The 12644-nt window shown below is 70.7% G+C and carries 11 protein-coding genes; 3 read left to right on the top strand and 8 right to left on the bottom strand.

The window, feature by feature from the left end; all coding sequences use genetic code 11:
- The first annotated feature begins 7 nt into the window (after window positions 1-7).
- Window positions 8-1285, top strand: a complete 1278-nt coding sequence (locus CSC66_RS04795) for a glycosyltransferase family 2 protein (protein WP_238394281.1) — start codon at window positions 8-10, stop codon at window positions 1283-1285.
- Window positions 1286-1321: 36 nt separating this feature from the next.
- Here CSC66_RS04795 and CSC66_RS04790 read toward each other — a convergent pair whose 3' ends face one another.
- Both CSC66_RS04790 and CSC66_RS04785 read right to left on the bottom strand, forming a co-directional pair.
- Window positions 1322-2401 (bottom strand): glycosyltransferase, encoded by a 1080-nt coding sequence (locus tag CSC66_RS04790; RefSeq protein ID WP_162376253.1) that lies wholly within the window; start codon window positions 2399-2401, stop codon window positions 1322-1324.
- 230 nt (window positions 2402-2631) lie between these two features.
- Window positions 2632-4272 (bottom strand): electron transfer flavoprotein-ubiquinone oxidoreductase, encoded by a 1641-nt coding sequence (locus tag CSC66_RS04785; protein WP_162376252.1) that lies wholly within the window; start codon window positions 4270-4272, stop codon window positions 2632-2634.
- 223 nt (window positions 4273-4495) lie between these two features.
- Here CSC66_RS04785 and CSC66_RS04780 point away from each other — a divergent pair, with 223 nt between their 5' ends.
- A complete protein-coding gene (locus CSC66_RS04780) occupies window positions 4496-5086 on the top strand; it encodes an alpha-ketoglutarate-dependent dioxygenase AlkB family protein (protein WP_162376251.1) in 591 nt (196 codons plus the stop codon).
- An 88-nt stretch (window positions 5087-5174) separates the two neighbouring features.
- On the opposite strand, the gene CSC66_RS04775 is transcribed toward CSC66_RS04780, so the two are convergent.
- From CSC66_RS04775 to CSC66_RS04760, 4 genes are read right to left on the bottom strand one after another with little or no spacing between them, the layout of a single operon-like run.
- Window positions 5175-5828, bottom strand: coding sequence for an ABC-type transport auxiliary lipoprotein family protein (locus CSC66_RS04775; protein ID WP_162376250.1), 654 nt, complete (start codon window positions 5826-5828; stop codon window positions 5175-5177).
- The gene (locus CSC66_RS04770; protein ID WP_162376249.1) at window positions 5825-6751 is read right to left on the bottom strand and encodes an MlaD family protein; all 927 of its coding nucleotides are present in this window, start codon (window positions 6749-6751) and stop codon (window positions 5825-5827) included. Before CSC66_RS04770 ends, CSC66_RS04775 begins: the two co-directional genes overlap by 4 nt.
- Before the next feature lie 2 nt (window positions 6752-6753).
- On the bottom strand, window positions 6754-7566 hold the full coding sequence (locus CSC66_RS04765; RefSeq protein WP_162376248.1) for an ABC transporter ATP-binding protein: 813 nt from the start codon (window positions 7564-7566) through the stop codon (window positions 6754-6756).
- A 1-nt stretch (window position 7567) separates the two neighbouring features.
- On the bottom strand, window positions 7568-8686 hold the full coding sequence (locus CSC66_RS04760; protein WP_162376247.1) for an ABC transporter permease: 1119 nt from the start codon (window positions 8684-8686) through the stop codon (window positions 7568-7570).
- Between the two features lie 114 nt (window positions 8687-8800).
- Between CSC66_RS04760 and CSC66_RS04755 the strand changes: the two genes are divergently transcribed.
- Window positions 8801-10048: a threonine/serine exporter family protein gene (locus CSC66_RS04755; protein ID WP_162376246.1), complete on the top strand. Its 1248-nt coding sequence runs from the start codon at window positions 8801-8803 to the stop codon at window positions 10046-10048.
- Between the two features lie 290 nt (window positions 10049-10338).
- Here the strand turns inward: CSC66_RS04755 and CSC66_RS04750 are convergent, their stop codons facing one another.
- Window positions 10339-10773 (bottom strand): H-NS histone family protein, encoded by a 435-nt coding sequence (locus CSC66_RS04750; protein ID WP_162376245.1) that lies wholly within the window; start codon window positions 10771-10773, stop codon window positions 10339-10341.
- A gap of 167 nt (window positions 10774-10940) precedes the next feature.
- The gene (locus tag CSC66_RS04745) at window positions 10941-12635 is read right to left on the bottom strand and encodes a proline--tRNA ligase (protein ID WP_162376244.1); all 1695 of its coding nucleotides are present in this window, start codon (window positions 12633-12635) and stop codon (window positions 10941-10943) included.
- Window positions 12636-12644 lie beyond the last annotated feature (9 nt).

The following is a 12644-nucleotide window of genomic DNA, read 5'->3' as shown; positions in this document are numbered from 1 at the left end:
CACGGCGGTGCCGTTCCCGCTCCGCAATGCCTGGCTGGGCCTGCGCTCGGACGGCGTCGTGCCGACCCTGGACCGGGCATGGGATTTCGCGCGCCGCCGCTGGTTCGCGCCACGGCCGGAGCTGCAGCTCGACATGTCCCGCGTGCCGCTGGGCCTGCCGGACGAGGCGGCGCCGCTCGCCAGTATCGTCATCCCCGTCTACAACAACCTGGCCTGCACGCTCGATTGCCTGCGGTCGATCGCCGCCTGCGGTGATGCCACGCGGTTCGAGGTGATCGTGGTCGACGATGCGTCCGGCGACGGCACCGGCGCGGCGCTGGGGGAGGTGCCAGGGCTCCGCTACCTGCGCAACCCGGTCAACTCCGGCTTCATCCGTTCCTGCAATGCGGGCGCGGCCCAGGCCCGCGGCGAGTACCTGGTGCTGTTGAACAACGACACCCTGGTACAGCCCGGCTGGCTCGATGCCCTGCTCGATACGTTCAACCGCCACCCGGACACCGGCCTGGCCGGCGCCTGCCTGCTATATCCGGACGGGACGCTGCAGGAGGCGGGCTGCGTGATCTTCTCCGACGGCCGCGCCGGGAACTACGGACGCCTCGATGCCGCGCTCGATCCGCGCTACGGATGCGTCCGCGATGCCGACTACTGTTCCGGCGCGGCGATCGCGCTGCCGGCGGCCCTGTTCGCCCGCCTGGGCGGTTTCGACGAGCGCTACCGCCCCGCCTATTACGAGGACGCCGACCTGGCGATGCGCATCCGCCAGGCCGGCCTGGCCGTGCGGTACCAGCCGCATTCCAGGGTCGTGCACCTGGAGGGGATGACGTCCGGCGTTTCCGAGGAGGGTGGGGTCAAGGCCTACCAGCGGACCAACCGCTTCAAGTTCGCGGAGCGCTGGGCCGCCGAGCTGCAGTGGTTCCCGGCGTGGGGCACGCCGCGCGACCTGGCGGTGAAGCGCGGCGAGCGCGTGCTGCTGGTGCTGCCTGCGGCGGACCCGGATGGCCTGGAACGGCTGGATGCGCTTCGCCGCATTGGCGGCGCTGGGCGCGCCACGAGCGTGCTGGTCGAACGCGGGCAGTTCCCGCCCGCCGTCACCCGTCGCCTGGAGGGCGACGGAGTGGAGGTGTGGCAGGGCTCCTGGAGTGCGTTCCCGCGCGGCTGGGTGCGTCGCCACGGCGCGCGGTTCGACGGCGTCGAAGTGGCGGACGAGCGCCGGCTGGCGCGCTATCGCCTCTGGTTCGCACGCTACGCGCCGGCGGTTCCGGTGCACGCGGGCGGAAACGCCTAACACCCCATCGGGCCCGCGTCGCCGCGGACCCGGGGTTCACCCCGACGTGCCCAGGGCGCGGCGCAACGCCTCGCGTGCCCGGTCCCGCGAAAAGTGCTGCCGGATGTTCTCCTGGCCGTTGGCCGACAGTCGTTCCCACAATTCCGGTTCCCGCGCCAGGCGCACGATGGCGGCCGCGAACTGGCCGGCGGTCTCGGCCACCAGCACATCATGGCCATCGACCAGGTGCATGCCCTCGGCGGCCATCGGCGTGGCGACCACCGGTACGCCGTGGCTCATGGCGCTGTTGACCTTGCCCTTGACGCCGGCCCCGGTGCGCAGCGGCGCGGCGGCGACCAGGCACGATTCCATCCACGGCCCGAGCTCGGCCACCTGGCCATGGACATGGACGTGCTCGCGCTGGAGCGAGGCGCGCTCGTCGTCGGGAATCGATCCCACGAGGTGGAGGGGCATGCCGGGCAGTTCGCGATGCAGGCGCGGCATGATTTCCTCGACCAGCCAATGTGCGGCGTCGCGATTGGGCGGGTGGGCAAATCCACCGACGAACAGCACGCCCCGGCGGCCTTCGAACGGCGCGATGCGGCCGACTACCGCGTGGATGTTCGACAGCAGTTCGATCCGGGACTGCGGCAGTTCGCGGCTCAGCAAGGCCTGTTCGACCGGGCTGACCACGAAGGTGACGTCGCTGCGGGCCGCGATGCCCAGCTCGACCCGCCACGACCGCGCGGCCTTGCGCAGCAGGGCCCGGTTTCCTTCGAGGCGGGCGGTGCGCTCCTCGCGCAGCCCGTGCAGGTCGACGGTGTCGAACAGGATGCGCGCGCGCGGGGCCGCCGCACGTACCAGGTCCAGGTGCATGGCGGCGACCTCGTGGCGGCAGAGCATGGCGGCGGCGAGCGTGCCACCGTGCTCGCGCAGCCAGCCGGGCAACGCGGGCGCGCCGGCGATGCCGACCACCTCGATGCCATCGGTCGACAACGCGGCCTGCTCGCCGGCGGTCGCCTGGCCGCTGTCGGGCGCGAACACCACCGACCATCCCAGCTCGCGCAGCAGCAGCAGGATCTCGCGCATGCGCACCGAGCCCGAGTCTCGCGTAGGATCCGGCATCAGCGCGTCCATCACCAGGATCCGGCGTGCATCCGCACCGGCTCCGGGCGGCGCGGCGAGCGTCGCGTGCGTCGCGTGCGTCGCCGGCGGATCGTGGCGGCGGGCAAGCAGGACCCAGGCACGGGCAATCGTGGACCGAAGGCCGCGCTGCGCGAGGCTGTGGGGCAGGCCGCGCACGCGGCGCATCGCCATCCGCCACCGCCAGGCACGCAGCGCGACTGTCCACTCCGGGCGTGGAGCGGTCACAGGTTCTGGTAGTTCGGTCCCGAACCACCCTCCGGCGTCACCCAGGTGATGATCTCGTACGGGTCCTTGATGTCGCAGGTCTTGCAGTGCACGCAGTTGGCGGCGTTGATCTGCAGGCGGCGCCCGGCCGCGTCCTCGACCATTTCATAGACGCCGGCGGGGCAGAAGCGGGTGCAGGGGTTGGCGTACTCGGCCGTGCAGCGATCCACGCAGATCGAGGTGTCGGCGACCTTGAGGTGCACCGGCTGGTCCTCGTCGTGCTCGGTGGCGGCGTAGTACACGCCCTGCAGGCGGTCGCGCGGGGGGAGGGTGCGCTCGACGTAGTCGCGCTTCGGCGACTCGTGTTCACCCACCTTGTCGAGCGAGCACCAGTCCGGCTTGCCGCGCAGCGTCCACGGCGAGGCGCCGCCGAGCGCGGTCTCCCAGGCGGCATTGGCCAGGCCGAACCACAGGCCCTTCTTGAAGCCGGGCTTGATGTTGCGCACCTTCTTCAGTTCGGCCATCGCCTCCGAATCGCGCAGCTTCGCGTCGAAGCCGGCCGGCTGCAGGCCGCTGGCGGCCAGGTGCTCGGCGGCGAGCATGCCGCTGCGGATCGCCTGGTGGGTGCCCTTGATCTTCGGCACGTTGAGCAGGCCGGCGGTATCGCCGACCAGCAGGGCGCCGGGCATCTCCACCCTCGGCAGCGCCTGCCAGCCACCGGTCACGATCGCGCGCGCGCCCGCCGACAGGATGCTGCCGCCCTCGAGCAGCGGCTTGATGAGCGGGTGGTTCTTCCACTGCTGGAACGCTTCCCACGGCTTGTAGTGCGGGTCGGCGTAGTCCAGTCCGCTGACGTAACCCAGCGCGACCTGGTGGTTGTCCAGGTGGTAGAGGAAGCTGCCGCCGTAGGTGCGGTTGTCGGCCGGCCAGCCCAGCGTATGCACGATCTTGCCGGGCACCACCCGGCCTTCCGGCACCTGCCACAGTTCCTTGATGCCGATCGAATAGCTCTGCGGGTCGCTGTCCGCGTCCAGGCCGAAGCGCTTGACCAGGCGCTTGGTCAGGTGGCCGCGCGCGCCCTCGGCCAGTACCGTGACCTTGGCCTTGATGTCGATGCCGGCGGTATAGCCGGGCTTGTGCGAGCCGTCGCGGGCCACGCCCATGTCGCCGATGCGCACGCCCAGCACGGTGCCGTCGTCGGCGTGCAGCGTCTCGGCGGCGGCGAAGCCGGCGTAGATCTCCACGCCCAGGGCCTCGGCCTGCGGCGCCAGCCAGGCGCACATCGCGCCGAGGCTGACGATGAAGTTGCCGTGGTTGCGCATGCCCGGCGGGACCAGCGGCGACTTGAACCCGCCATCTTTCGTCAGGAACCAGAACTCGTCCTCGCGCGCCGGCACGCACACCGGCGGCGGGTTGTCGCGCCAGCCGGGCAGCAGCGCGTCCAAGGGGCCGGGTTCGATCACCGCACCGGAGAGGATGTGCGCGCCCACGGTGCTGGCCTTCTCGATCACGCAGACCGAGATGTCCGGGTCGAGCTGCTTGAGGCGGATGGCGAAGGCCAGGCCGGCCGGGCCGGCGCCGACGGTGACGACGTCGTACTCCATCACGTCGCGCTCGACGGCGTCGGCGGCGATCGTGCTGGTGGGGTGCTCCGTCATTCCCGGCTCCGGCTGGCTGCTGTGGCTTGCCAGCCATTTTCGGGGTTCGGCGCGGATGGGGCAAATGCGCCGCGCGGCGCCCCTTTGGTAGGAGCCCATCCTCATGGGCGACCCGATCCCGCCGCCGGTCGCGTCGGTCCCGGCATCTACGTGAGGTGAACGCGTCAGCTATCGTCAAGCCGGCTGGGGTCGCTCATGAGGATGGGCTCCGACACAATGGCGCATGGAGTGGGTCGATTTCGAGCTTCCCGACGCGCAGGTACGGCTGGCCCGAGGCTGGCTGGATCCGGGGGCGGCTTCCGCGCTGATGGAGCGCCTGCTGCGCGAAGTGCCCTGGGAGGTGCACCGGATCCGGATGTTCGGCCGCGAGGTGGCCTCGCCACGGCTGAGCTGCTGGATCGGCGATGCCGATGCCGCGTACCGGTACTCAGGCAGCCGCTTCGAGCCACGACCGTGGCTGCCGGCGCTGGCCGCGCTGCGCGAACGCCTGGCATCGGAGCTGGAACATCCGTTCAACAGCGTGCTGGCCAACCGCTACCGCAGCGGCGCCGACGCCATGGGCTGGCACGCGGACGATGAGCCGGAGCTGGGCCCGGAGCCGCTGATCGCCTCGGTCAGCCTGGGCGCGACCCGGCGCTTCCTGCTGCGTCACCGCCACGATCCAGCCCGGCGGCTCTCGCTGGACCTGGAGCCCGGCAGCCTGCTGCTGATGGCCGGGCGTACCCAGCGTTACTGGAAGCACGCCCTGCCGCGCACCGCACGGCTGGCCGGTGAGCGGATCAACCTGACCTACCGGCACGTGCAGCCCTTGTAGGAGCCGATCTTTATCGGCGACGCGACGCCGTCGGCACAGGCGACGCCTTCGTGATCCCGACGCCCGCGTCGCCGATAAAGATCGGCTCCTACAACGGCGGGTGGGTGCGCGCGTCGTCCTGGCCCTGGGCCAACGTCCAGCCGGCGATCTCGCCGGCGATCGACGCCAGCGCACGACCGAACGCGTCGGTGACCGTGGCCACGTCGGTGGTGGCCGCCGTTTCCTCGCGCAGGAAGGTGCGGCGGGCGACGATACGCTGGTCGCGGTTGTTCAGCAGGGTCGCGCTGATCTCGATGGTGGCCACCGGCAAGGCGCCGCCCTGGTAATCGGATTCGAACCGGCGCACGTCCATCGCCAGCCGGTAGTCCGAGCGCATGCCGGTGGCCAGGCGGCCGACCCCCGCGATCCTTCCGGAATCCTCCAGCACGCGCAGCACGCTGGCCTCGAGCATCTCGGTCGGCGGTTGTGCCCAGGACGCGCCGCGGTAGACCTGCAGTTCGCCCGGGATCGGGCGCACCGCGATGCGCGGGCTGTCGAGCAGGCGGGTGGCGGTGGGCTTGGCGATCGCCAGCTGCCAGTCCACCTGCGGCCAGGCCGCATCGGCCGCGGCCCTGGCCTGCGGCGAATAGATGGTGACCGGATCGCGTGGCTTGCCGCCCAGGATCGAACAACCGGCGAGCATCGCCAGCAGCGGCAGCAACGCCAGGGCACGCAGCGGGGCGGGGAGCACAGGGGGCTTCATTGCGGCTCGTACTCCTTGGGCGCGTCGCGGCCGAGCAGGTAGCGCGACGGGTTGTTCTCGAGGCGGTCGCTGATCTGGCGCAGGTCGCGGATCAGGCCGCGCAGTTCGGTCAGGGTCGGGCCGAGCTGGGCCAGACCATCGTTGGCGAAGCTGTTGATGGCCGCGCGGTTCTCGCTGAGGATGCCATCGGCGTTGCCGGCGGCCGAATCCAGCCGCGCCAGGGTGGAATCCAGCTTCTCGATCAGGCCCGGCAGCTCGCGCACCAGGTTCTGGTCCACCCGCTGCACCGTCGCGTTAGTGGTCTGCAGGGTCGCGTCCAGGCTGCGCGCGGCGTCGCGCGCGCTGACCAGCAGCGCCTCCATGCCCTGATCCTGTGCGGCCAGCGAGCCGCTGATCTTCTCGATGTTCTCCAGGGTGGTGCCGACCCGGGCCACGTTCTCGTCGCTGAGCACCTGGTCCAGCCGCTCGACGATGCGGTTGGCGGTGTCGGTGATGTTCTGCAGCGCCGACGGCGAGGTCTGGATGACCGGCGGCTCGCGCTGGTCGACCGCGGTGAGCATCGGCGCGCCCGGCGTGCCGCCGGAGAGCTGGATGATGGCCGGGCCGGTCAGGCTGGTGATGGCCAGCTTGGCGCGGGTGTCGGTCTTGATCGGGGTGCTGGCGTCGGCGCGGATGATCGCCACCACCCGGCGCGGATCCTGCGGGTCGAGCGAAAGCTTCTCGATCGAGCCGACCGAGATGCCGTTGTACTGGACCGGGCTGCCCACCGACAGGCCGGTGACGGCCTCATCGAACACGATCATGTAGCGCTGCCAGCTGCGCTCGGACGAGTACTTCGCGGCCCAGAGGCCGAACAGCAGCAGCGCGATCGACACCACCAGGGTGAAGGCGCCGATCAGCACGTAGTTGGCGCGGGTTTCCATGTTCAGTCCGCCTCCGTCGCGGTGGCCGCCTCGCGGCCGCTTCCGGCCCGGCGCGCGGCGCGCGCGCGTGGGCCGTGGAAATAGTCCTGCACCCAGGGGTGGTCGAAGCGTTCGACTTCCGCCAGCGGCGCGTTGATCACCACCTTGCGGTCGGCGAGCACGGCCACGCGGTCGCAGATAGCGTACAGGGTGTCGAGATCGTGCGTGATGAGGAACACGGTCAGGCCCAGCGCCTGCTGGAGCGTGGCCAGCAGGTGGTCGAAGGCGGCCGCCCCGATCGGATCCAGGCCGGCGGTGGGCTCGTCGAGGAACAGCAGCGGCGGGTCCAGCGCCAGCGCGCGCGCCAGTCCGGCGCGCTTGCGCATGCCGCCGGACAGCTGCGAGGGCAGCTTGTCGATCGCATCCGCGGGCAGGCCGGCCAGTTTCACCTTGAGCAGGGCGAGCTCGTAGCGCCAGCTCTCCGGCAGCTCCGGATGGTGTTCCTTCAGCGGTACCTGCACGTTCTCGCCCACGGTCAGCGAGGAGAACAGGGCGCCGTCCTGGAAGAGCACGCCGGTGTTGCGCTCGATCTGCAGCCGGTCGGCCGGGTCTTCGGACAGTGCGTCGACGCCCAGCACCTCGATCCGACCCTCGGCCGGCCGCTGCAGCCCCAGGATGCTGCGCATCAGCACCGACTTGCCGGTACCCGAGCCGCCGACCACGCCGAGGATCTCGCCGCGGCGCACGTCCAGTTCCAGGCCCTCGTGCACGGTCTGTTCGCCGAAGCGGTTGGCCAGGCCGCGCACGGATATGGCGATGTCTTCGTTCACGGCCATCTCACAGGTCCATGTGCATGAACCACAACGCGGCGAGCGCGTCGAGGATGATCACCAGCGAGATGGTCTGCACCACGCTGGAAGTGGTGCGCTCGCCGACCGACTGCGCCGTGCCTTCCACGCGCAGGCCTTCCAGGCAGCCGATCAGGCCGATGACCAGGGCGAACACCGGGGCCTTGGACATGCCGACCAGGAAATGCCGCACCTCCACCGTCTCGTGCATCCTCGACAGGTACATCTGCGGCGGGATGTCCAGGTCGAACGCGCCCACGGTCACGCCGCCGGCCAGGCCGGCCATCATCGCGATGAAGGTCAGCAGCGGCAGCATCACCAGCAAGGCCAGCAGGCGCGGGATGACGAGCAGGTCGACCGGATCCAGGCCGAGCGTGCGGATCGCGTCGATCTCCTCGCGGCTCTTCATCGCGCCGATCTGCGCGGTGAAGGCCGAGGCGGTGCGGCCGGCCAGCACGATCGCGGTCAGCAGCACGGCGAATTCGCGCAGGAAGGCGATCCCGACCAGCTCGACCACGTAGATCTCCGCGCCGAAGTCGCGCAGGATGGTCGAGCCGAGGAAGGCGATCACCGCGCCGACCAGGTAGGACAGCAGCGCCACCAGCGGCACCGCATCCAGGCCGACCTGCTCCATGTGCGAGACGGTGGCGGTCAGGCGGAAGCGGCGCGGCTCGCGCGCCATGCGCAGCATCTTGCTGAGGTTCTCGCCGGTGAACCCGACCAGCCCGACCACCGAGCGGATGACCGACTCCGTGGCCCGCCCCAGCCGTTCCAGCGCGGCGGCGAAGCCGTAGTCGCGCCGTCGCGGCGGCCGGTCGTCGGACACGTCCTCGATGACCTGCACCAGCGCGGCGTGCTCGGCGCTGAACTGCAGGTGCTCGCCGTCCAGGCCGCGGCGCTGGGCGAAGCGCATCAGCTGCATCACGCCCGCCGAGTCGAGCCGGCCGATCTTCGACGCATCGACCGCGGTGATGTCGTCCGGGATCGCCCGCAGCTGGTCGGAAATGGCCAGCGCATGGGCCAGCGTCCATTGCCCGGTCAGGACGATCCTGCCGGGTCCGGTCTGTGCCTGCTGCCAGCGGGGAGGGGATCCGGTCTCTTCGGTCATGGGCGCTTCCGAGGCGGGAGCATACCCGGAAGCGATGTGCAGGTGCCGTCGTCCTCCGCTCCGGCGCCCGCGCGGTGCCGTTGTCGCGGTCGCATCTCGGGCGATACTAGGAAGATGGATGCCGCCACCCGCCCCTCCGCCAGCTACGCGCAGCGCATCGCCTTCGTGTCGGAGATGGCCGCGCGCCTGCACCGGTACGGGACGACCGCGCAGCGGCTGGAGGCGGCCGTGACCGCGCTGTCGCAGCGGCTCGACCTGGAGTGCGAGGCCTGGTCGAACCCCACCGGCCTCATCCTGAGCTTCAACGACCCCGGCAAGCCGCTCGGCAGCAGCGACACCACCCGGGTGATCCGGCTGGCACCTGGCGAGAACGACCTGCACAAGCTGGGCGAGGCCGACCGGATCGCCGAAGCGGTGGCCAACGGCCAGATGAGCATCGCCCAGGGCCATACCGCGCTGCGCACGCTGGACCGCGCGCCCACCCGGCGCGCGCGGGTGATGCAGGTCCTGGCGTTCGGACTCGCCGCGGCCGCGGTGGCGGGCTTGTGGCGGCTGCCGTGGCTGGACATCGCGACCGCGGCGGCCACCGGGCTGCTGATCGGGCTGCTCGACCAGTACACCAGCCCGCGCCCGGCGATGAAGGAGGCTTCCGACGCGCTGGCGGCGCTGATCGCCGGTGCGGTGATCAGCCTGGTGGCCGCGCTGGTCGGTCCGCTCAACCTCAACACGGTGGTGATCGCCTCGCTGGTGGTGCTGCTCCCCGGCATGGCGATCACCAACGCGATGAACGAGCTCAGCAGCCAGCACTGGGTCTCGGGCACCGTCCGTTTCGCCGGCGCGCTTACCACGGTGATGAAGCTCACGGTGGGCGCGATCATCGCCATCGAGATCCTGGGCATCATGGGACTGGAGCCCCAGGTGCGTGCCGCCCGCCCGCAGCCGGAATGGGTGGAATGGTCGGCGATGGTGCTGGCCGCCTTCGCCTTCGCGGTGCTGTTCAAGGCCAGTCGCCGCGACTATCCCTGGGTGATGGGGGCGGCCATCGCCGGCTACCTCATCGCCCGCTTCGCCGGCCAGGCCTGGGGTTCGCCCGCGGGCATCTTCCTCTCGGCGCTGGTACTCACCGCGGCGGGCAACGCCTTCGGCCGCTGGGTGCAGCGGCCCGGCGCACTGATCCGCCTGCCGGGCATCATCATGCTGGTACCGGGCAGCGCGAGCCTGCGCGGCCTGCTGACCCTCGTCCAGCAGCAGGACGTGGACGCGGGCCAGAGCGCGCTGCTGCTTGTCATGAACATCGTGATGGCGCTGGTGGCCGGCCTGCTGTTCGGCAACCTGCTGATCCCCGCCCGCAAGAACCTGTAGGAGCCGATTCATCGGCGACATGGGCGCCAGGACTGCGAGGTCATCGCCTGTGCCGACGGTGTCGGGTCGCCGATGAATCGGCTCCTACAACGCCGCGGCGCTGCTCTTCTGTAAAGCCCTTTCATGGGCGTCACGGGCGTCAGATCACGAAGACCTCGCCTGTGCCGGCGCGCTCGCGCCGCGGGCGCTTTTCCACGGACGTATGTCCGGTCTCCGGATCCCACGGAAACTGCCAAAAGAACACGCCGGCATTGTGCCGGCGTTCCGTTGGCGGCCCCGATCCGGGCGGCTTACTTCTTCGCTTTCTTGACCACGCGCTTCTTGCCCGCGGCCTGCGGCTTGGGCGTCAGCTTCGCGGTGCCCGGGATCAGGAATTCGCCCAGGTCGCGACCCTTGGCGGTATAGGCGGCCAGCCAGCGCGGCTGCTTGCCGCGACCGGTCCAGGTTTCCTTCGGGTTCTCCGGATTGCGGTACTTCGGCGCGACCTTGCCGAGCCTGCGCCCGGCGCGCGGCGCGGACTTGCCGCTGCCGGACCCCGACCTGGCGGCGCTGGCGGTGCCGAACAGTTCCTCGATGGTGTAGCCCTCGGCCTTGGCCAGGCGGGTGAGCTTGCTGCGCACCTGCGCCAGCGGGGCACGCTTGGACAGCTGCGCCTGGCGCTTCTTCGCGGTGGTGATCAGGTTGCCGAGTTCGCGCGGCGAGAGGGTGCTGAGGTCGATCGACATCGAAATCTCCGGTTTCCATGGCGGGGGAATATGTCCGTCCGTGGACACGCGTGAGCCGCAGGATAATCCACGGGCATTAACTCCGCCAATCGAAGCGATGTGAAAACAAGCGGCCCGGCCGCCTTGCGACGGCCGGGCCGCGGCTGCGACCTGCGCGATCCAGGCCCTCAGCCGCGCAGTTTCTCCAGCAGCTGCGCGCGGTCGAGGGATTCGGCCTCGGTCGCGGTGCGTGCGCGGTATTCGAACGTGCCTGCGGCCAGTCCGCGCTCGGAAACCACCACCCGGTGCGGAATGCCGATCAGTTCAATGTCGGCGAACATCGCGCCCGGGCGCAGGCCGCGGTCGTCGAGCACCGCATCCAGGCCCGCGGCCTGCAGGTCGGCCAGCAGCGCTTCGGCCGCCGCATCCACCGCCGCGTCCTTCTTCGGGTTGATCACGCACACCGCCACCGCCCACGGCGCCATCGGCACCGGCCAGACGATGCCGGCCTCGTCGTGGTTCTGTTCGATCGCCGCCGCCACGATCCGCGACACGCCGATGCCATAGCAGCCCATCGCCGGCACGGCGGCCTTGCCGGTCTCGTCGAGCACGGTGAAGCCCATCGCCTCGGAATACTTGCGGCCGAGCTGGAACACGTGGCCGACCTCGATGCCGCGCGCCAGGCGGATTTCGCCGCCGTCCGCGGCGCGGTCGCCTTCCACCACGTTGCGGATGTCGGCGACCAGGTCCGGCTCGGGCAGGTCGCGGCCCCAGTTGACGCCGGCGAGGTGGAAGCCGCGCTCGTTCGCGCCGACGACGAAATCGGCCATGGCCGCCACCTCGCGGTCGGCGACCACCTTGATCGGCGCCTTCGGGCCGACCGGTCCGAGGAAACCCGGCTCGCTGCCCAGGTGCTGGGCGATCTCCGCCTCGGTGGCCGGACGGTAGTCGGCCAGGCCGGCGACCTTGCCCAGCTTGATCTCGTTGACCGTGTGGTCGCCGCGCACCAGCGCCAGCACGAAACCGCCGGTGCCCATCACCGCCACCGACTTGACCGTGCGCTGCAGCGCGATGCCCATCAGCGCAGCCACGTCCTCGCAGGTCTTCTGGGTGGGCGTGTCGACCTTGCGCAGCGCCTCGGCCGCGGCCGGGCGCGGCGGCGGCTCGGCGGCCTGCGCGGCCTCGACATTGGCCGCGTAGTCCGAACCGGTGGAGAAGGCCAGCGCGTCCTCGCCCGAATCGGCCAGCACGTGGAACTCCTGCGAGGCGTCGCCGCCGATGGCGCCCGAATCGGCCTGCACCGCGCGGAAGCGCAGCCCCAGGCGGGTGAACACCCGGGTGTAGGCCGCCTTCATGTTCTCGTACTCGCGCGCGAGGTCGGCGTCGGAGACGTGGAACGAGTAGGCGTCCTTCATCAGGAACTCGCGCGCGCGCATCACCCCGAAGCGCGGGCGGATCTCGTCGCGGAACTTGGTGTGGATCTGGTAGAAGTTCACCGGCAGCTGCTTGTAGCTCCCCAGTTCCTGCCGCGCGAAGTCGGTGACCGCTTCCTCGGCGGTGGGGCTGTAGCAGTACTCGGCCTCCTTGCGGTCGCGGATCTTCAGCAGCTGGCCGCCGAACTTCTCCCAGCGCCCGGTTTCCTCCCACAGCTCCTTCGGCTGGATGGTCGGCAGCTGCAGTTCGATGGCGCCAGCGCGGTCCATCTCCTCGCGCACCACCGCCTCGACCTTGCGCAGCACGCGCAGGCCCAGCGGCGACCACGTGTACAGGCCGGCGGCGAGCTTGCGGATCATGCCGGCGCGCAGCATCAGCCGGTGGCTGGCCAGTTCGGCGTCGGCCGGGGTTTCCTTGGTGGTGTGCAGGTGGAAGCGGGACAGGCGCATCGTGGGGAT

It is taken from the genome of Pseudoxanthomonas kaohsiungensis (assembly GCF_010211765.1).
Lineage (GTDB): Bacteria > Pseudomonadota > Gammaproteobacteria > Xanthomonadales > Xanthomonadaceae > Pseudoxanthomonas > Pseudoxanthomonas kaohsiungensis.
The sequence above is the reverse complement of the archived record's forward strand: the minus strand, read 5'-3'. Positions and strand labels throughout refer to the sequence as shown.

What these genes read in the sequence shown, in the direction of transcription:
- CSC66_RS04790 (WP_162376253.1), bottom strand. Translation starts at nt 2,401, where the DNA reads ATGGACGCGCTGATGCCGGATCCTACGCGAGACTCGGGCTCGGTGCGC.
- CSC66_RS04785 (WP_162376252.1), bottom strand. Translation starts at nt 4,272, where the DNA reads ATGACGGAGCACCCCACCAGCACGATCGCCGCCGACGCCGTCGAGCGC.
- CSC66_RS04780 (WP_162376251.1), top strand. Translation starts at nt 4,496, where the DNA reads ATGGAGTGGGTCGATTTCGAGCTTCCCGACGCGCAGGTACGGCTGGCC.
- CSC66_RS04775 (WP_162376250.1), bottom strand. Translation starts at nt 5,828, where the DNA reads ATGAAGCCCCCTGTGCTCCCCGCCCCGCTGCGTGCCCTGGCGTTGCTG.
- CSC66_RS04770 (WP_162376249.1), bottom strand. Translation starts at nt 6,751, where the DNA reads ATGGAAACCCGCGCCAACTACGTGCTGATCGGCGCCTTCACCCTGGTG.
- CSC66_RS04765 (WP_162376248.1), bottom strand. Translation starts at nt 7,566, where the DNA reads ATGGCCGTGAACGAAGACATCGCCATATCCGTGCGCGGCCTGGCCAAC.
- CSC66_RS04760 (WP_162376247.1), bottom strand. Translation starts at nt 8,686, where the DNA reads ATGACCGAAGAGACCGGATCCCCTCCCCGCTGGCAGCAGGCACAGACC.
- CSC66_RS04755 (WP_162376246.1), top strand. Translation starts at nt 8,801, where the DNA reads ATGGATGCCGCCACCCGCCCCTCCGCCAGCTACGCGCAGCGCATCGCC.
- CSC66_RS04750 (WP_162376245.1), bottom strand. Translation starts at nt 10,773, where the DNA reads ATGTCGATCGACCTCAGCACCCTCTCGCCGCGCGAACTCGGCAACCTG.
- CSC66_RS04745 (WP_162376244.1), bottom strand. Translation starts at nt 12,635, where the DNA reads ATGCGCCTGTCCCGCTTCCACCTGCACACCACCAAGGAAACCCCGGCC.